The organism is Olsenella sp. kh2p3, from assembly GCA_900119625.1.
In the GTDB taxonomy this organism is placed as follows: Bacteria; Actinomycetota; Coriobacteriia; order Coriobacteriales; family Atopobiaceae; genus Tractidigestivibacter.
This window is the reverse complement of record FPKD01000006.1, coordinates 1-18,280: the sequence shown is the minus strand read 5'-3', so window position 1 is coordinate 18,280 and position 18,280 is coordinate 1. Positions and strand designations below refer to the sequence as shown.

Below are 18,280 nucleotides of genomic sequence, written 5' to 3'. Positions count from 1 at the left end.
CGCCCTTGCTGGTGCGTTCGTGCTTCGCTCATATGGCGTTTACGCTCTCGCCTCTGAAAAGCGCTGGTAGAAACCCTAAACCTCAGGTTAAGCCAGATGCTCCCCAAGAAGCGACGTATATTTGCACATTGAGCATGCTCTCGTCAAACACTTTGTGCAAACGGTGAAAACCGCAGGTGAGCGGTAGTACAGATATGGATAGAAACCCTCAAGTGGAGCTTGAGCCTGAGACAGACGAGCCCTAGTTCGTGCCCGTCGAGGAGTCCTTGGAGGAGCTCTCCTCGCCTGTCGTGGAGGCGGAGCCTCCCGTGGCCCCCGACCCCTCCGTCACGTTCGAGGAGTCGATCTTGCGGTACGAGGGGCTCGACGGCACGCGCACGTTGATGTAGGTCAGCTCGTCCGGGTACTCGGAAAGCAGGCTCTTGATGACGTCCTCCTTCGACGAGATGCTCGAGGGGGACCCCAGGGATATCTCGACGCCGCTCGAGAGGACGCAGGAGAGGCTCGCCTCGCTGGGAGCCGAGAAGCTCACGATCTGCGAGGCGAACTCCGACGAGAACCCGTCGAGGTAGCTCCTCACGGCAGAGATCACGTCGTCGGTGGCCTTTGAGCCCGCCGCAGGGTCGACCGTCGCCGGAACGCCCGTGATGAGGATGGCGCCCACCGAGGTCGCCTTCTCGAGGGCCACGTCGTCTGCGGACTGCCCCTCCGAGACGTCGAGGTTCACGGGCTCGAGCCAGACCTCGCCCTCGCCCAGGTACCAGGCCACGCTCCGCGAGCTCATCACCACGACGGCCTCGACCTTGCGCTCGGTGACAGAGATCTTGAGCTTGTCGGGAAACTCGCGGTCGATGCTCACGGAGGCGATCCAGGGGTTCTTCATGAGGCGCTGGGTGATGGCACCGGTGTCCACGTTGAGAAGCGTCGTGCCCTCCTCGACGCTCGCGAGCTTCTGGATGTCGTCCGCGCTCACGTGGTCCGTTGCGACGGCGTCGATGGAGTCGATCTTGAAGGTCGAGGTGTTGCTCAGGACGAGAAACGCCACGCCCAGAACGGCTGCGACGATGGCGGCAACCACCACCACGCGCAGGGCGATGCCCATGGCGTCTGCCGTGCGCACCTGCCGTGCGCGAGCCTCTCTGGCCTCTCTTCCGCTCTGGGGGCGAGTGCCGCGCTGCGGGCGCGGCGCAGATCGCTTGACCTGGGGAACCTTGGGCGCAGAAGCGGGCTTAGGCGTGGCCTTGGGCATGCGTGGCGTACGCTTGGCGGCAGGCTGCCGCACAGGCCGCGAGGAACGCGTACGCGGCGTGGAGGACGGCCGAGAGGAACGAGTGGAGCGCCCCTGCGTCGACCTCTGCGTCGCCTTGCGCGCCGTTGGCCTTCTTCTGTCGTCTGACGCCATGCCGCGCTCTCCCCTATGCCCCAAACCCGAGCAGCTTGACCTCGGGCTGAAGGTCGATCTGGTACTTCTCCCGCACGGCATCGTGGACGTGCTGCATGACCGCGACGACGTCGTGGGCGTGAGCGCCGCCGTCGTTCACGATGAAGTTGGCGTGTACGTCGGAGACAACTGCCCCGCCAACGCGGTATCCCTTGAGGCCACAGGCCTCGATCATGACGGCAGCGGAGCGCGAGCCGGGGTTCCTGAAGACCGAGCCGCAGCAGGGCCTTCCCATGGGCTGGGACTGGCTGCGGCGCCGAAGGCGGTCCTCAACGTCGCGGGCGATGGCGTCGTGGCTGCCGGGCGTAAGCCGGAAGGTGGCCTCGAGCACGATCTCGGTGGTGGGGAGCGACGTCGTGCGGTAGCCCCACTCGACCTCGGCGGCGGCGTGGCGCACCAGCCCCTTGCCGGGGCTCAGGCTCACCACGTCCTCGATGACCGCGCCCACCCACTCGTGGCGGGTGCCCGCGTCCATCGAGACGGCCCCGCCCACGGTGCCCGGAATGCCCGCGCAGAACTCGAGTCCGGAAAGCGAGCGCCTCATGGCCTCCGAGACGAGCTTCGAGAGCGGGAGCGCCGCCCCCGCCGTCACGCGGCCGTCCTCTGCAAAGCTCATGCGCGAGAACTCGCGGCCAAGCGTGATGACGCAGCCGTCATAGCCCGTGTCGGCCACGAGGATGTTCGAGCCCTTCCCCATGACCACCCAGGGCACGCGCTCGGCGCGCAGGACCTCGACGGTCTTGAGCAGGGCCTCATAGGTGTTCGCGCACACGAAGAGCGCGGCGGGGCCACCGATGCGGTACGTCGTGCGATGGGAGAGCCTCTCGCCGCGGATCACGTCCGCGTCGATGGCCCCAGAGAGGCTCATGTATGCGTTGAAGACGCTCACGCCCGTTACTCGTCCTTCTTCTCGTCACGCTCGCGCATGGCGGCGATGAATGCGGGGCCGATCTGGGTGACGTCGCCGGCGCCCTGGGTGATGAGGAGGTCGCCCGGACGGCAGGTGTCGCAGAGGTTCTGGACGAGCTCGTGGCGGTTGGGGACGTAGGCCACGTCAGGCACCGTGCCGGCAGCCTCTACCTGGGACGAGACGGTCTTGCCCGAGATTCCCGGGATGGGCATCTCTCCCGCCGAGAAGACGTCCATCACGCGCAGGACGTCCACGTTGTCGAAGGCGTGCGCGAAGAGCGGCTCGAGCGCCTTGGTGCGGCTGTAGCGGTGCGGCTGGAACACGCAGACGATGCGGTCGAAGCCAAGCTCGGAGGCGGCACCGAGCGTGGCCGCGATCTCTGTGGGGTGATGCCCGTAGTCGTCGACGACCGTGATGCCGTCGATGTCGCCCACGTGCGTGAAGCGACGACGCGCGCCCTTGAACTCGGAGAGCTTCTCGGCGGCCTGCGCGACGTCTGCGCCAAGTACGTCCGCCACGGCGATGGCTGCCGTGGCGTTTGCCATGTTGTGGCGGCCTGGGTTCGACTTGATGGTCACCTCGACCGTGGCGCCAGAGGGCGTCTTCACCTGGAAGCGCATGGCCAGCCGGTGCGGTGCCAGGCCCTCCTCGGGCACGCAGACGTAGTCGTTGCCCTCGTCGAAGCCGCAGGTGACCACGTGGCGGCCGGTCGAGCGGGCAAGCTCGACATAGTGGGGGTTGTCACCGTTCACCACGACGGTGCCCTTCTCGCCCACCAGGTCCATGAAGGTGCAGAAGGTCTTCTCGATGTTCTCGAGCGTGCCGTAGTGGTCGAGGTGGTCCGCCTCGATGTTGGTGACCACCACGACGTCGGGGTTGAGGTAGAGGAAGGAGCCGTCGGACTCGTCCGCCTCGCAGACGAAGTAGCCGCCCTCGCCGTTCCTGCCGTTGGTGTCGTAGCCCTCGACCACGCCGCCGATGAGGAAGGAGGGGTCCCAGCCCAGGCGGTCGAGCATGGTCGCGATCATGGAAGACGTGGTGGTCTTGCCGTGAGTGCCGGCGACGGCGACGGTGGTGGCGTTGTTGGAGAGGTACGACAGCATCTTGGCGCGCGGCCAGATGGGAATGCCCAGCTCGCGGGCACGGACGACCTCGGGGTTGGTCTCGGGGATTGCGCTCGAGGTGACAACGACCTCGGGCGAGACGCGGTCGATGGTCGCGGCGTCGTGGCCGATGGTCACGTCGATGCCCGCGTCCTCGAGCTCGCGCACGTAGTGAGAGCTCTTGAGGTCGGAGCCGGTGACCTTGCAGCCGCGCTTGTTGAGCACGAGGGCGATGCCGCTCATGCCCGCGCCGCCAATACCCACGAAGTGCGCGCTCGCGATGCTCTTGCCCTTCTCGACGGCATCTGCGCCGGGCTTCTCCACGATGTCTGCCATGGCTACCCCTTCCAAAGGTGCGCGGCGAGAAGACCCGCCGCGGAAACTGGTTCGCCTAACCCATTTACTCTAGCCGATGGACGACCCGTCGCGGCCCACGGCGTAAAGCCACCACGGACTCCGCAGGCACGTCTCCCACGCGGCCGTGGCGCATCTATCGCGTGGCGGCGCGCTCCACGACGTCTGCCAGCTTGGCGGCCGCCTGGTCCTGGCCCAGGCCACGCGCGCACGCGCGCATGCGCTCGCGCCTCTCGCCGTTGCCCACCAGGTCGAGAAGGTCCTGGGCAAAGGCGTCGCCATCGATGGCGTCATCGGCAAAGAGATCCGCTGCGCCGGCGTCCACCAGATAGTGAGCGTTGGTGGTCTGGTGGTCGCCCGTGGCAAGAGGATAGGGCACGAGCACGCTTGGCACGGCAAGCGCGGTGATCTCGGCGATGGAGGAGGCGCCGGCGCGCGAGACCACGAGGTCTGCCGCCGCGAGGGCCTCACCCATGTTGGAGATGTAGGGCACAACCTGCCAGCGCGTGCGCTCGTCCTCTGAGAGCGCGAGAGAGGACACCACGTTGTCGTAGAGTTCCTTGCCCGTGGAGTGAACCACGTAAAGCCCGGGGTTTGCGAGCAGGCGCTCCTTGAGGCGCATGACGGCCTCGTTCACGTGCTGCGCGCCAAGGCTGCCGCCAAAGACCAGAAGCATCGTGGCGTCCTCGGGGATGGCGAAGGCCGCGCGGCCCGCCTCGCGCGAGGCGTCAAGGACGCTCCGACGCACGGGGTTGCCCGTGAGCACGATGGCGTCATCGCCGTGGACGCGGCCCTCGAAGGCGGCGCGCGCCTGCGGCAGCGAGACGCACACAAAGCGCGCGTCTGAGGCAAGCGTCTTGTTTGCAAGCCCGGGGACCGAGTTCTGCTCGTGGAGCACATAGGGGATGTGCTGCTTGCGGCAGCGGTCCATGAGAGCCAGCTCGACGTAGGCGCCAAAGCCCACGGCAACGTCTGGGGCGCCCTTCTCGGCAAAGACCTCTCCCACGCGGGCGGAGGCCTTGCGCTCGCGCACAAGAGCCGAGACAAGCGTCCAGGGCCTCGAGCGATCAAAGCCGGTCACGTGGATGGGCTCGAGCTCGAAGCCGGCCTGTGGAACGAGCGTGCCCTCGAGCTTGGCACTCTGCCCAAAGAACCGCACGCGGTGCCCGCGGGCAGAGAGCTCCTCTGCCAGAGCCAGCGCCGGGTTAATGTGACCAGCGGTACCGCCTGCGGCGATTGCCACCTCAAGACTAGTTCCTGCCACGCCTGCCATCTCCTCTTCCGGGCCCGCGCCCGCGGAGCCTCTCCGCGGCACTGGGGCCGAGGTCTATTCTTCCGCCTTCGTACCTGCCCTGCCTGCTCGTACGGCTGCTACCGCTCCGTGGCCGCGCCTGGGGGCGCGCCTGGCTCCCACCGTCCACCATGCGCAGGCCAGCGCCAGCGTCTCCGCGCGGGCGGGCCGAGCGCGGCGTGGGCGTACCCACAAGCGAGATGCCTGGGCTGGCTGAGGAGGAGGCGCCTCTCGGCTCCTCCTCGCCGTCTGCAAACTGCCAGGACTGGCGGCTGCGATCGTGGACGGTCTCGGGCAGCGTCGAGTGCTTGGACACCGAGACAATCATGCCCACGAGCATGAGGCAGCTCATGATGGTGGAACCGCCGTACGACACAAACGGGACAGGCTTTCCGGAGAGGGGGATGATGCCAAGAACGCCGCAGACGTTCACGAGCAGCTGGATGATGATGAGCGAGGTGCAGCCTGCCGCTATGAGCCTGCCGCACATGTCGGGCGCGTAGCGCGCGATGCGGAAGCCCGCCCAGGCAAGGACACCAAAGGCAGCAAGCACTCCGAGCGTGCCCACAAGCCCAAGCTCCTCTCCCACCACGGCAAAGATGAAGTCGTTGTAGGCCATGGGCAGATACGAGTACTTCTGTTTGCTCATGCCCAGCCCCACGCCAAAGATCCCGCCCGAGCCAAAGGCATAGAAGCCCTGGATGAGCTGGTAGCCGGAGCCCGTGGGGTCGCTCCATGGGTCGAGCATGGTCACGATGCGGGCGCGCGAGTAGTCATCCTTGAGCGAGAGGACGAGAACCCCCACCACGCCCACAGCAAGCACCACGAGAATCCAGCGACGGTCCATGCCGGCAAGGTAGGCCATTACGATGAGGGTTGCCGCAATGATGAGCGTGGAGCCCTTGTCAGGCTGCAGCAGGATGAGCACGAGCGGAACGCCCACAAAGACGGCGAGGTTCTTTACGAAGTCCTGGAAGTCCATGGTCTGCTCGTCGTAGTAGCGCTCGGCGAGGTCTGCTGCAACAAGGATGATCGTGATCTTGGCAAACTCGGAGGGCTGGAGCGTAAAGGGGCCAATGGCAATCCAGCGTGTGGCGCCATAGGCATCGCTGCCCGCTATGGGCAGGAAGATGAGCAACAAGAGGGCAATGGTCAGCACCCAGATGATCCTCACCAGGCGCTTTCCCCAGAGGTGGTAGTCCCTGCTCGCAATGAACACGGCAAACCCCGTGCCCAGCGCGGCAAAGATGAGCTGACGCTTGAGGTAGTAGGCTGGGTCGTTGCTCAGAGCATCCGATGTGAGCGACGTGATTGAGGACGCCGAGTACACCATGAGGAACCCAAAGCAGGTGAGGATGATCACCACGGCTATGAGGATGAGCCGGGGCTTCATGAACCTCTCGGGAACGCCGAGGATGGTTTTCTCGACAGACGAGCGCCCCGTGCTCCCCCCTCGTGAGCTGCGACGGGTTGAGGAGCGGGGCTGTCTCGCAGCGGAGCTTCTGTATGTGGACGCCTGGGCCACTAGCGCAGCCCTCCTGCGGCAACGCGCTCGGCGGCAAGGCGCTTGAAGAGCTCGCCGCGCTCCTCCATGTTGTGGAACTCGTCAAAGGACGAGCACGCGGGCGAGAGCAGCACAACGTCGCCGGCCTGCGCGCGCCCACAGGCGGCCGAGAAGGCCTCGCGCATGTGCGGCTCGCGCACGACCTCGAGCGCGGAGCCCGAGGCGGCAATCTCGTCTTCAAGCGCACGGGCGATCCTCTCGCCGGCAGCGCCGTAGCACACGGCAACGCGGCAGCGCGCGGCAACTGCGCGCGAGAGCGACGTGAGGTCGGTGCCCTTGTCGTGGCCGCCCAGAAGCACCACGATGCTTCCCGGCTCGAAGGCCGTGAGTGCCTTCTCGACGGAGTCTGTGTTGGTGGCCTTGGAGTCATTCACAAAGCGCACGCCGGAAACCTCGCCGCAGGGCTCGATGCGGTGCTCGAGAGGCGAGAAGGCGAGAAGCCCGCGGCACACGTCCTTGTCGGCCACGCCCAGCTCCAGCGCCACGGAAGAGGCCACAAGGGCGTTCTCCTCGTTGTGCTCGCCCCTGATGAGAAGGTCGTCGGTGGGGACAAGGACATGCTCGACGCCGTCGAGGCGCACCACGAGGCGGCCGTCTCGCACGAAGGCGGCGCACGGCGTGCCGGGGTCCTGGCGCACGTCCACGCGGCACACGCGCAGACCCCGCGCTTCGAGGCGGCCAATCACGGCGCGGCACCAGTCGTCGCCGTCAGAGACCACGGCGAGGTCTCCTGCCTCAAGGTTGGCAAAGATCTTCTCCTTTGCCTGGGCATACGCCTCCATGCTGCCGTGCCACTCCACGTGGTCCGGCGTGACGTTCATGAGGCAGGCCACGCGCGGGTGCAGAAGGCGGGTGGTTGCCAGCTGGAAGCTCGAGAGCTCGGCCACGAACCACGAGCCGGGCTGGCGCCCTGCAAGGCGGCTCGTGATGATGGTGCCAATGTTGCCCACGGCCTCGGCGGAGCGACCGCCCTCACGCAGGAGCGCCGTGGTGAGCGTGGTTGTGGTGGTTTTGCCGTTGGTGCCGGTGATGCCCACCCAGTTGGAAGGGCTCTCACGCCAGGCAAACTCGGGCTCGCCGATGATCTCTGTTGCATGCGCGGCCGCCGCCCGGAAGAAGGCGGAGCCCACCGGGATGCCCGGGGAGGCTATGGCCAAATCGAAGGTGCCCTCGACCTCCTCGGTGCCCAGGACGCAGCGAACGCCCAGACCTTCGAGCTCACGCGTGACCTCGCCCTCGTGCGAGGAGGCACCGCCAAAGAGCGTGACTGAGGAGACCCTCTCCCCTAGCCCCACAAGGTAGCGACAGACGGACTCGCCCGTGTGCCCAATGCCCAGAACGGCAACGTTGCCAAGACGCGCCGAGGAACTGCTGTCCTGCATGAGATGCCCCCTAGCCAAGCTGGAAGTACAGCGCAAAACCAAGGACCGCGAAGGCGGCCGAGACAATCCAGAAGCGGATGACGACCTTCGTCTCGCTCCAGCCCTTCTTCTCGAAGTGGTGATGGAGCGGGGCCATGAGGAACACGCGCTTGCCGGTCGCCTTGAAGCTCACGACCTGGATAATCACCGAGAGCGCCTCAACAATGAAGAGGCCGCCCATCACGAGCGAGCAAATCTCGGTCTTGGTGAGAACGGCAAGCGCGGCGAAGGCGCCGCCCAGCGCGAGCGAGCCCGTATCGCCCATGAAGATCGAGGCGGGGTAGCAGTTGTACCAAAGGAAGCCCACGCAGGCACCCACGATGCTGGCAGCAAAGACCGAGAGCCCAAGCTGGTCCTCGTTGAAGGCGACCATGGCCATCACGACCATGACCACCAGCACCGTGCCACCCGCAAGGCCGTCAAGGCCGTCGGTGAGGTTGACGGCGTTCGAGAGGCCGGCCAAGAGCAGGAAGACAAAGAACATGTAGAACCAGGGCACCTGCACGCCACCGATGGTGGTGGAGAGCACGCCCAGGTCAAGCGTTGCGCCGCCGGGGAACTCGATGGTGGGCGCAATCCCGCAGTAGTTCACCGCAACCAGGCAGAAGATGATGCACACGATGGTGAGGCCGACCATCTTCTGCGAGGGCGTGAGACCCAGCGAGCGCTTGTGCGCCACGGACTCGATGTCGTCGAGAAGCCCAAGGGCGCCTGTTGCGAGCATCGCGAAGAGCGCGAGGAAAAGCATGGGCGACCAGGGCGCCATGAGAAGCGTCGTCACCACAATGCCGAGAAGGATCACGATGCCACCCATGGTGGGCGTGCCCTGCTTCACGAGGTGGCGCTTGGGGCCGTCGGCCCTCACCTGCTGGCCCAGCCCCTCGTGGCGCATGAGCTTGATGAAGAAGGGCATTACCACGGCCGTGATGACGGCGGCAACGCCTGCCGCCAGAAGCACCTGGTAGCTTGGGTACGCGGGATTTCCCACAATGAACATCAGCGCAGCACTCCCCTCGCAAACGCATCCAGACCGCAGGAACGCGACGCCTTGACCAACACGAGGTCACCCTGCGAGAAGACAGGGGCAAGCGTCTCCACGGCGGCGTCAACCGTGGGGAAAAGCTGCAGGCGGTCCTCGGAGGCGCCCATCGTGCGCGCCGCCTCGGCCATCTCCTCCGCAAGCTCCCCGCCAATGAAGACAAGCATATCAAGACCCTTGGCAGCGGCATAGGCGCCCACGTAGCCATGGAGGCGTCGCTCCTCGCTGCCAAGCTCGCCCATCTCGCCCAAGACGGCAACGCGCATACCCGTGGCGTCCATCTCGGAGAGGACGTCGAGGGCGGCCGCCATGGAGGCGGGGCTTGCATTGTAGGAGTCGTCAATCACGCGCACGCCGCGTGGCGACTCCGATACGGCCAGGCGCATGCTCGTAGCAGGCATCGCGGCCATGGCGTCCGCGGCGACGTCGCGGTTGAGGCCAAGCGCCTCCACCACGGCCATGGCGAGAAGGAAGTCGGGTACCACCTGGCGGCCGGGAACCGAAGGCGTGACTCGCCTTGACCAGCCATCCTTGCAGGTGACGGTAAAGGACGCCTCGCCCGTACCGGTAAGCTGGACGTCCGTCGCACGGACGTCGTCTTCCTCGCGCTCGCCCACGTATGCCACGGCAACGCCCGCAGGGCGCGCGAAGTTCTCTGCAATGAAGGGGGTGTAGTCGTTGGCGCTCGTGAGCACCAGCAGGGGTTCCGCGTCACCAGACGCAACCATGCCCGAGACCACCTCGGCCTTGGCGCGGGCGATGTTCTCGCGTGAGCCGAGAAGCCCAATGTGGCTTGTGCCTACGTTGGTGATCACGGCAAGCGTTGGCGCGCAGCAGGCGGCCATGCGGCGAATCTCGTCCGGGTGGTTCATGCCCATCTCGCAGACTAGGACCTCGGCGTCGTCTGGTGCCGAGAGCACCGTGAGGGGCAGGCCAATAAGGTTGTTGAGGTTACCCTGGGTGGCGTGGACGTGGCGGGCGCTTGCGATGCCGGCGCGCAGGAGGTCTTTTGTGGTGGTCTTGCCCACCGAGCCAGTGACACCCACCACAAGCCAGTTGGGGTGACGAGCACGCCACTCGTGGGCCAGGCGGAGCAGGAACTCCTCGGCGTCGTCGTCCTGCGGGCGCACGACGGCACAGCCGTGCTCATGCGCCAGGGCAAGCAACGACGCGTCCGGCTCACGCGTCACCACGACGCAAGACGCCCCGGCCTTGATGGCAGCCGGTGCATAGTCGTTGCCATCGACCTTCTCGCCGAGGAACGCCACAAAGACAGAGCCCGGGCCCGCCTTGCGCGAGTCGATCTCGACGGTGCCCTCTACGTGGGCAGAAGGCGCCCCTTCGAGCAGCTGCGACCCCGTAGCAAGCACAAGGTCTGCGATGTCCATTGAAATCATAGGTCCCCCTGACCTAGTTGGTTGTCGACGTGGATTTTGTCGACGTGGTGGTTGTGGAGGCATCCGGGGAGATGCCAAGGTCTGTGACGGCAGCCTCCATTATCTCCTTGAAGGTTGGCGCTGCTGAGGAGAGAGCCAGGTGCGGTGTGCCATTAAGGCCAACGTACACAAGGACCTGGGGGTCCTCGGCGTTGGCAAAGCCGCAGAGTGACGAGACGTACTTGCCCGCCTGGTAGCCGCCAGACTCGCCGGCCTGCTCGCCCGTGCCCGTCTTGCCTGCAATGGTATAGCCGTCGACCTGGCCGCGTTTGCCGGTTCCGTCGGTCATGACCGAGATCATCATGTCGGTAACCTCGTCGGCGGTGTCCTTGGAGATGACCTGGTCGCCCGTAGGCCAGTCGACCCCCTCGCCACCCTTGGAGATGAGGAAGTGGGGCGTGGTGGGTATGCCGTCGTTGGCAACGATGCCAAACGCGCGCACTATCTGCACCATGGGCACGGCAAGGGCCTGGCCAAAGGCCATGGCACCAAGCGTTGCGCCAGTGTAGTTCTCGTAGCTGGTCACGATGCCCGTCGCCTCGCCGGGGTAGTCGATGCCCGTGGTGTGCCCGATGCCAAACTTGTCCACGCCCTCGGCAAAGCGCTGCGCGCCAATGACCTCCTGGGCGAGAAGCGACACGCCTACGTTCGAGGAGCGCACGAGCATGGTGCGCACCGTCATGTCCTCGGCGCCGCTGCGCACGTCGTCGTCGGTCACCCAGTCGTCGCCAGCAAGTATCTGCATGGGAACGTTGTAGATACTGTCTGCGTTGAAGAGGCCGTTCTCGACGCCTATGGCAACGGTCAAGATCTTGAACATCGAGCCCGGCTCGTAGGAGGCAGTCACGGGCTTGAGCGTGAGCGCGTCCGAGCTGGTGTTGGCAAGGTCCGAGAGCTTGGCCAGGGGCGTCGAGCATGCGGCGTATATCTCACCGGTCTTGGGGTTTGTCACCATGACCGAGCCAGAGTCGGCCTCGTAGTCTCCAACGGCCTTGGAGATGACCTCCTCGGCCTTCTCCTGGATGTCGATGTCAATGGAGAGAACCAGGTCCTGGCCGTTCTTTGCCTCGGTGACCTGGGAGGTGCCACCCGCGATGGGCGTGCCCGTGAGGCCGGTCTCGACGATCATTTGGCCGTCGGTGCCCGAGAGGACGTCGTTGTAGTAGTACTCCAGGCCGGTAAGACCGTCACCGTCTGAGCCCACCACGCCCAGCACCTGGCTGGCGACGTCACCGTAGGGGTAGACGCGCTTGGTGTCGTCGAGGTAGTAGACGCCCTTGAGATTGGCGTCCGAGAGCTGCTGCTTGATGGTGTCGGCGACGTCAGTGTCCACCTGGCGCTCAACGTAGGCGAAGGTTGAGTCGGTCGTGAGGGCAGAAGTGTAGTCGCTTGCGGAGCCGCCAAGGTTTGCGGCGAGGATCTTCGCCACGCCCGATGGGTCCGTGATCTCCTTGGGGTTGCAGTAGATGGTCTTGCAGTCCACGCTCATGGCCAGCACGTTGCCGTTGCGGTCGTAGATGGTGCCGCGCTTGGCGTGCAGCGTGATCACGTTGGTGCGGTGCTGCTCGGCCGCCTCGGAAAGGCTCGACGAGTCTATGACCTGCAGCCACACCAGACGCCCGGCCACAATGGCGAAGGCAACCATGAGGATGATGAAGATCACGCGCGTGCCGCTGTCAAAGCCACCAGGGCCCGACCCGCCCGGCCTCGACGCGCGGGCACGGTAACGGGCACGAGAGGCCTCGTCGTACGAGGCCTCCGGCATTCCACGCCGCCCTTGGCGGCTCTGTCTCATGCTCTCTCTCACGAGGGAGTAGTCTACGCCTCAGGCGAGGCCGTATCGGTGTTCGTCACGGACTGCGCAGCATCCCCATTCGCCGTGGTGGCGGAGACGGCATCGGTCGACGTCGCGTCCGCGGAGGTGCCGGCAGACGAGAGGTCGAGCACCTCTCGGTTGGTCGAGAGGCTCATGCCGTAGTTCTGCGTGGCAATGCGGCTGATGCGGCTGGACGAGGAGAGCACAGACTTCTCAACCTGAAGGTCCTCGTTGAGCGTCTGCGCCTCCTTGATCTGGGAGCGCAGCGCCGAGTTGGCCTGGAGCGTCGAGACGGTTGCCGTGGAGAGCGCCACGCGGCAGGCGCCAAGCGCGATGAACACGAGGGCGCAGATGACAACCGTGCGGACGCGGCTGAGGAACTGGGGGCTCACGCCAGCGCGGGCGCGGGCGTCAAGCCCGCCACCGGTGACGACCGAGAACGACGGGCGCTGCTCGACGCGTTCGTCGCGACGCTCGCGGCTCCTCTCGGCTGCGTCCATCCTGACGGCCTCTGACCCCTGATACCTCATTGCTGTCCCTTGTCTCCCGGCGATGCCGGACGTTGTGCGTGCTGGTGCGTTGGTGCTTCGTTGGTGGTGCGTTTAAGCTGCGTTTGTGGTGCGTACTGCTTCGTTTGTAGTGCTATGCAGACGACCTTGCGGTCGGGTGCGACGATTCCGTGCCCTCGTGCGTGACGTCGAGCTTGACCGCCACGCGCATGAGCGCGCTTCTCGCCCGTGGGTTGGAGGAGACCTCCTCCTCGCCCGCGACGAGCGGCTTTCTGGTCTTGACGTCGACTATCGGCACGTGGCCGCATACGCACACCGGAAGGTCCGGCGGGCAGATGCAACCCTGCGAGAGCTCAGAGAAGACGTGCTTCACGATGCGGTCCTCGAGCGAGTGGTAGGAGATAACGCAGATCCTGCCACCGGTGTTTGCCCAGCGAACGGCGGCGCGGAGGCCTTGGTCGAGGGCGTCGAGCTCGTGGTTCACCTCGATGCGCAGGGCCTGGAAGGTCTTGCGCGCGGGGTGGCCACCGTGACGGCGGGCCGCAGCGGGTATCGCTCGCTTGATCACGTCGACGAGCTGGAAGGTCGTCTCGATGGGCGCCTTCTCGCGCGTCTCCACGATGGCGCGGGCAATGCGTGCCGCGTACTTCTCGTCGCCATACACGCGAAGGATTCGGGTGAGGTCGGCTTCGTTGTAGGTGTTTATGACCTCTTGTGCGGTTGGGGTGTCTTTCCCCGAATCCATACGCATGTCTAGGGGGGCGTCCTCGTTGTACGAGAAGCCCCGTTCAGGAATGTCGAGCTGGGGAGAAGAGACCCCCAGATCGAAGAGGAAGCAATCCACGCCAGGGACCCTGGCACCAACGAGCAGCTGGTCAAGGTCACCGAAGTTGCCCTTGAGCGGAAGGAACTCCGCCTGGGGCGCCTCCTGCGAGAAGCGCTCGGTCGCCGCCTTTAAGGCCATGTCGTCTTGGTCGATGCCAATGGAGAGGCCGTCCGGGGCGATTCTCTGCGCAAGCGCGATGGAGTGTCCGGCCCCGCCGAGGGTGCAGTCGCAGACCACCTCTCCCGGCTTGGGGTCGAGCTCGGCGAGAACCTCGTCGAGCATCACAGGTACATGCCGATATTCGGATGTCAAGGCGCTCCCCCTCCCCTTTGCCTACTCGCCAAAGAGAAGAGACTCGAGACGGTCAACCGCGTCGTCGGAGGCGAACTTCTCGTTCCAGCGATCGGCGTTCCAGATCTCGAAGTGGTCGCCCGCGCCGACGACCATGAGGTCGCCGTCGAGGCCCAGGCGCTGGCGCTGGCCGCGGGTCGTCTCGTCGATCTTGCCAAGGGCAACACGGCCGGCGGAATCGATCTCCACCGTGGTGGCCATGGCGTTGAGACGAAGCAGGGTCTCTGCGTCGTTGCGGCTCCTGGGATCGAGGTTCAGACTGTTGACCCATGCCTCGAACGACTCGGGGGTGTAGCCGTAGAGCGCGTCCTTGCGCGGGATGAGCTGCACGAACTCACCAAACTGCTTGCGCAGGATGGCGGGAAGGGTGACACGGGACTTGGAGTCGAGGCTGCGCTGGTACTGACCAGTCAGCATGTCGCCCTCCTCTCGTTGCCGCTCGCGCCCACGTTTGAACGTGAACAAACTATAGACCAAATCCGACACCTAGCCACACCTAAAAACACTTTGCGACACACAAGGGCGAATTTCGGCCCCGGGTGGTTGGAGGGAAGTTTGAGCAGAGAGCGTAAGGGGACAGCGGTGACCCCAGATGTTGTGGTTGGTGGCCGCGCGGATACAACGCAGACGGCGAGAAGGACGAACATCGAGAAACGAATTGTGTCGGTGGGGTGAAGGTGGCGGTGGGGCAAAGTGTAGGGGTGGGTGTGGGGCGGTGGAGCGAGCGCGGACGTGGACACGCGCGGCTGCAGAAAACGCGGCCTCGGCGTCAATTTGACGCCCGAAGGCACGCTCTAGCAGCTATCACGTACAAAAGGCCCTCTCGGGCGCCAATATGGCGCCGGAGGGCACGTTATCGCAGCGATTTCGTACGAGGCCCCTTCTCGGGCGTCGTTTTCTCGCCGAAGCGTTGTTTTTTTCACAGGAGCGCTGCCCAATTGGCTCCATGTAGACGGGTGGCAGAGCCCTTGCCTGCTGTATAGCTGGAGCCTTGCTCCCTCGGCTGCCGGGATCTCTCAGTTATTGAACGTTTTTTCTAGCGAGAAATGCATCTGCCCAGTTGCTGAGAATCACTTCACGAAAAACCGCGCAATAATTCTGTCCAAGCTCTTGAAACCTAGAAACCTGCGGCTTAGTAGCAACCCACAGGGAGCATCGCTGAGAATACCCGCAGATAGAGGGGCTGCATTCCTCTCGCCAACTGCTACTAAGTCGTAGGTTTCTCGGGAAGCCCCACCGGGACGGGTGCGGCGAGAAGCCAGGCGCCCTGCCGCCCGGGGCGCCCTGCCGGGAAGCCATCCCCTACTCGTGCACGTGAGCGCGGGGGTGCGCCGCCAGGTACACGCCGCGCACGTGCGTGCGATCGACGTGCGTGTAGAGCTGGGTGGTCGAGATGTCGGCGTGGCCGAGAAGCTCCTGGACAACGCGCAGGTCGGCGCCGCCTTCAAGCAGGTGCGTCGCAAAGCTGTGTCGCAGCGTATGCGGATGCAGCCCCTGCACCCCCACCATGCGTCCCGCGCGCTCCACAATCGTGTGCACGGACTGGCGAGAGATGCGTCCGCCTCGCTGGTTGAGAAAGACCGCCTGGGTGAGCGTGCGCCCCACCAACCCCGGGCGCCACAGCTCAAGGTACTTCCCCATCACGCGCGCGGCAGACCCCATGATGGGCACCACGCGCTCCTTCGACCCCTTGCCAAAGACGCGCACGACCTCCTCGTCCAAGCGTACGTCGCGCAGGTCGAGCCCGCAGAGCTCCGAGACGCGCAGGCCGCAGCCGTAGAGCGTCTCCAGAATGGCGCGGTCGCGCTGGCCGGCTGCCGTCTTGGGGAAGGGCTGGTCGAGAAGGGCCTCGGCCTGCTCAACGCTTAGGACGTCGGGCAGACGCGCAGGCTTGGCTGGCAGCGGCAGGTCGGCCGTGGGGAAGTTCTCGCAGATCTCGTCCGCCACCATGAAGCGATGGAAGCCCTTGATGGCAGAGACCGCACGCTCGACGGATGCCGGCGCAAGCCCCACATCTACCAGGGCAGCGACGTGCGCCTCTATCGCTTGACGCGTCACGTTGTCGGGGCTGGTGATGCCCTCTCCCTCAAGCGCCGAGAGATAACGAGAAAGGTCGCGGCCATAGGCCGCGACCGTATTGGGTGAAGCGTTCCTCTCGATGGAGAGGTAGTTAAGGTACTCGCGCAGTGCACGCGAGAGGTCCATCGTGGCCATGAGCCCGGCAGGACGGCCCCGCGCTACCTGGGGTTCACGTCGTGACGGTCGACGCCCTCGTGGTGGGCGATGGCCGCACGGACGAACTCGCGGAACAGCGGCGCCGGCTTGGTGGGACGGCTCTTGAACTCGGGGTGGGCCTGAGACGCCACGAACCAGGGATGCATGGACTCGGGAAGCTCGACCATCTCGACCAGGCGGTTGTCAGGCGAGAGGCCCGAGATGATCATACCGGCGTCGGTGAGTTGCTTGCGGTAGGCGTTGTTGACCTCGTAGCGGTGACGGTGACGCTCGTAGATGAGCTCTTCGCCGTATGCCTCGGAGGCAAGCGTGCCAGGGACCACCTTGCAGGGATAGGCGCCAAGGCGCATGGTGCCGCCCTTGTCGGTAACGTCTTCCTGGTCGGGCATGAGGTCGATCACAGGGTAGGTACACTCGGGCTCGAACTCGCTGGACATGGCGCCGGGGAGCCCCGCCACATTGCGGGCAAACTCGCACACCGCCATCTGCAAGCCTAGGCACACGCCCAGGTACGGCACCTTGTTCACGCGGGCACGGTTCGCCGAGAGGATCTTGCCCTCGGTGCCGCGCAGGCCAAAGCCGCCGGGGACGAGAATGCCGTCGTAGCCGGCGAGCTCCTCGTCCACGTTCTCCTCGGTGAGCTCCTCGCCGTCGACAAGCTTGATCTCGACGTGGCGGTCGTAGTAGACGCCGGAGTGGTGCAGAGCCTCGATAACCGAGAGGTAGGCGTCGGGCAGCTGGGTGTACTTGCCAACCACAGCGATGCGGGTCTTCTCGGGCAAGGAGTTGGCCACGTGCATAGCGTCGGTGAAGTCGTTCCAATCGCTCATGTCGCGCTCGCGCGGCTCGAGGCCCAGCTTCTGGCAGACCTTCTCGTCAAAGCCCTGCTTGGCGAGGTGCATGGGCACGTCGTAGATGGACGGGCAGTCGGAGTTCTCGAAGACGCAATCCTCGTCCACGTCGCAGAAGTGTGCGATCTTGGCGCGGATGGAGGCGTCGACCTCGTGGTCCGAGCGGCACACGATGAAGTCGGGCTGGATGCCCATGGAGCGCAGCTCCTTGACGGAGTGCTGCGTGGGCTTGGTCTTGACCTCGTGCGCGGCGGCGATGTAGGGCACCAGGCTCACGTGGATGACCAGGGTGTTGCCGGCGCCCTTCTCCTTGCGGAACTGGCGCATTGCCTCGACGAAGGGCTGGCCCTCGATGTCGCCGATGGTGCCACCAAGCTCGGTGATTACGACGTCTGCCTGGGTCTGCTCCTCGATGCGCAGGAATCGGGACTTGATCTCGTTGGTGACGTGGGGAATCACCTGCACGGTGCCGCCAAGGAAGTCTCCCGCGCGCTCGCGCTGGATGAGCGACTGGTAGATGAGGCCGGTGGTGAAGTTGGACTCGCGGGTGAGGTTCTCGTCAATGAAGCGCTCGTAGTGACCCAGGTCGAGGTCGGTCTCCTTGCCGTCCTCAGTCACGAAGACCTCGCCGTGCTGGAAGGGGCTCATGGTGCCCGGGTCGACATTGAGGTACGGGTCGGCCTTTTGCATCATGACCTTGTAGCCGCGGGCCTTGAGCAGGCGGCCAAGCGATGCCGCCGTAATGCCCTTGCCGAGGGAGGATACGACGCCGCCGGTCACAAAGATGTGTTTTGTCATGTGGGTTTGCCTTCCCGTAGTGAAGCTGCCGTTTCTACGGGTCTTTATTCTAGCGCGAGAACCTTGCGGACGTGACACCGCTCACCGACTGCACACGGTTGTTCAGGTGGTTAGACCGAATAAACAGATTCGAGCCCTCACTTCGCCGCAGCGCGCGTGGTTTTCAGGGGGGGTCGCAAGTGATTGGGGTTGCGGACGATTTCTTGGACCATCCTACCCCGCAAGCCCCCTGTGCCTAAAATTTGGCTCATCGTCACTTCTGGTGGGTAGCGCATCCCTGCGGTGATGCGTCTGACTCCTCCGGGCGGTAGGATGTTGCCCTGCAGGGGGATGCC

At 65.1% G+C, this 18,280-nt stretch carries 14 protein-coding genes; all 14 read right to left on the bottom strand.

Annotated features, from left to right (window positions below):
* Positions 1 to 241: 241 nt before the first annotated feature.
* The gene (locus BT122_RS07485; protein ID WP_072355348.1) at positions 242 to 1,402 is read right to left on the bottom strand and encodes a cell division protein FtsQ/DivIB; all 1,161 of its coding nucleotides are present in this window, start codon (positions 1,400 to 1,402) and stop codon (positions 242 to 244) included.
* A 13-nt stretch (positions 1,403 to 1,415) separates the two neighbouring features.
* A complete protein-coding gene (gene murB / locus BT122_RS07480; protein WP_072355347.1) occupies positions 1,416 to 2,330 on the bottom strand; it encodes a UDP-N-acetylmuramate dehydrogenase in 915 nt (304 codons plus the stop codon).
* Positions 2,331 to 2,335: 5 nt separating this feature from the next.
* Positions 2,336 to 3,790: a UDP-N-acetylmuramate--L-alanine ligase gene (murC, locus tag BT122_RS07475; RefSeq protein WP_072355346.1), complete on the bottom strand. Its 1,455-nt coding sequence runs from the start codon at positions 3,788 to 3,790 to the stop codon at positions 2,336 to 2,338.
* Between the two features lie 154 nt (positions 3,791 to 3,944).
* A complete protein-coding gene (murG, locus tag BT122_RS07470; protein ID WP_286130340.1) occupies positions 3,945 to 5,072 on the bottom strand; it encodes an undecaprenyldiphospho-muramoylpentapeptide beta-N-acetylglucosaminyltransferase in 1,128 nt (375 codons plus the stop codon).
* Positions 5,059 to 6,492, bottom strand: a complete 1,434-nt coding sequence (ftsW, locus tag BT122_RS07465; protein WP_082667367.1) for a putative lipid II flippase FtsW — start codon at positions 6,490 to 6,492, stop codon at positions 5,059 to 5,061. Before ftsW ends, murG begins: the two co-directional genes overlap by 14 nt.
* Positions 6,493 to 6,623: 131 nt before the next feature.
* The gene (murD, locus tag BT122_RS07460) at positions 6,624 to 8,045 is read right to left on the bottom strand and encodes a UDP-N-acetylmuramoyl-L-alanine--D-glutamate ligase (RefSeq protein WP_059055724.1); all 1,422 of its coding nucleotides are present in this window, start codon (positions 8,043 to 8,045) and stop codon (positions 6,624 to 6,626) included.
* A 10-nt stretch (positions 8,046 to 8,055) separates the two neighbouring features.
* Positions 8,056 to 9,075, bottom strand: a complete 1,020-nt coding sequence (gene mraY / locus BT122_RS07455; RefSeq protein ID WP_072355432.1) for a phospho-N-acetylmuramoyl-pentapeptide-transferase — start codon at positions 9,073 to 9,075, stop codon at positions 8,056 to 8,058.
* Between the two features lie 5 nt (positions 9,076 to 9,080).
* Complete coding sequence (locus tag BT122_RS07450) at positions 9,081 to 10,520, bottom strand: UDP-N-acetylmuramoyl-tripeptide--D-alanyl-D-alanine ligase (protein ID WP_072355344.1); 1,440 nt, start codon at positions 10,518 to 10,520, stop codon at positions 9,081 to 9,083.
* Between the two features lie 13 nt (positions 10,521 to 10,533).
* A complete protein-coding gene (locus BT122_RS07445) occupies positions 10,534 to 12,324 on the bottom strand; it encodes a peptidoglycan D,D-transpeptidase FtsI family protein (RefSeq protein ID WP_235810834.1) in 1,791 nt (596 codons plus the stop codon).
* Between the two features lie 53 nt (positions 12,325 to 12,377).
* Positions 12,378 to 12,905: a cell division protein FtsL gene (ftsL, locus tag BT122_RS07440; protein ID WP_070807619.1), complete on the bottom strand. Its 528-nt coding sequence runs from the start codon at positions 12,903 to 12,905 to the stop codon at positions 12,378 to 12,380.
* Positions 12,906 to 13,017: 112 nt separating this feature from the next.
* A complete protein-coding gene (gene rsmH, locus BT122_RS07435; protein WP_072355342.1) occupies positions 13,018 to 14,022 on the bottom strand; it encodes a 16S rRNA (cytosine(1402)-N(4))-methyltransferase RsmH in 1,005 nt (334 codons plus the stop codon).
* 21 nt (positions 14,023 to 14,043) lie between these two features.
* Complete coding sequence (locus tag BT122_RS07430; RefSeq protein WP_072355341.1) at positions 14,044 to 14,478, bottom strand: division/cell wall cluster transcriptional repressor MraZ; 435 nt, start codon at positions 14,476 to 14,478, stop codon at positions 14,044 to 14,046.
* Between the two features lie 885 nt (positions 14,479 to 15,363).
* Positions 15,364 to 16,266, bottom strand: coding sequence for a site-specific tyrosine recombinase XerD (gene xerD, locus BT122_RS07425; protein ID WP_072355431.1), 903 nt, complete (start codon positions 16,264 to 16,266; stop codon positions 15,364 to 15,366).
* 32 nt (positions 16,267 to 16,298) lie between these two features.
* The gene (pyrG, locus tag BT122_RS07420; RefSeq protein WP_059055736.1) at positions 16,299 to 17,945 is read right to left on the bottom strand and encodes a CTP synthase; all 1,647 of its coding nucleotides are present in this window, start codon (positions 17,943 to 17,945) and stop codon (positions 16,299 to 16,301) included.
* Positions 17,946 to 18,280: the final 335 nt, after the last annotated feature.

What these genes read in the sequence shown, in the direction of transcription:
- BT122_RS07485 (WP_072355348.1), bottom strand. Translation starts at nt 1,402, where the DNA reads ATGGCGTCAGACGACAGAAGAAGGCCAACGGCGCGCAAGGCGACGCAG.
- murC (WP_072355346.1), bottom strand. Translation starts at nt 3,790, where the DNA reads ATGGCAGACATCGTGGAGAAGCCCGGCGCAGATGCCGTCGAGAAGGGC.
- ftsW (WP_082667367.1), bottom strand. Translation starts at nt 6,492, where the DNA reads ATGAAGCCCCGGCTCATCCTCATAGCCGTGGTGATCATCCTCACCTGC.
- murD (WP_059055724.1), bottom strand. Translation starts at nt 8,045, where the DNA reads ATGCAGGACAGCAGTTCCTCGGCGCGTCTTGGCAACGTTGCCGTTCTG.
- BT122_RS07450 (WP_072355344.1), bottom strand. Translation starts at nt 10,520, where the DNA reads ATGATTTCAATGGACATCGCAGACCTTGTGCTTGCTACGGGGTCGCAG.
- BT122_RS07445 (WP_235810834.1), bottom strand. Translation starts at nt 12,324, where the DNA reads ATGCCGGAGGCCTCGTACGACGAGGCCTCTCGTGCCCGTTACCGTGCC.
- ftsL (WP_070807619.1), bottom strand. Translation starts at nt 12,905, where the DNA reads ATGAGGTATCAGGGGTCAGAGGCCGTCAGGATGGACGCAGCCGAGAGG.
- BT122_RS07430 (WP_072355341.1), bottom strand. Translation starts at nt 14,478, where the DNA reads ATGCTGACTGGTCAGTACCAGCGCAGCCTCGACTCCAAGTCCCGTGTC.
- xerD (WP_072355431.1), bottom strand. Translation starts at nt 16,266, where the DNA reads ATGGACCTCTCGCGTGCACTGCGCGAGTACCTTAACTACCTCTCCATC.
- pyrG (WP_059055736.1), bottom strand. Translation starts at nt 17,945, where the DNA reads ATGACAAAACACATCTTTGTGACCGGCGGCGTCGTATCCTCCCTCGGC.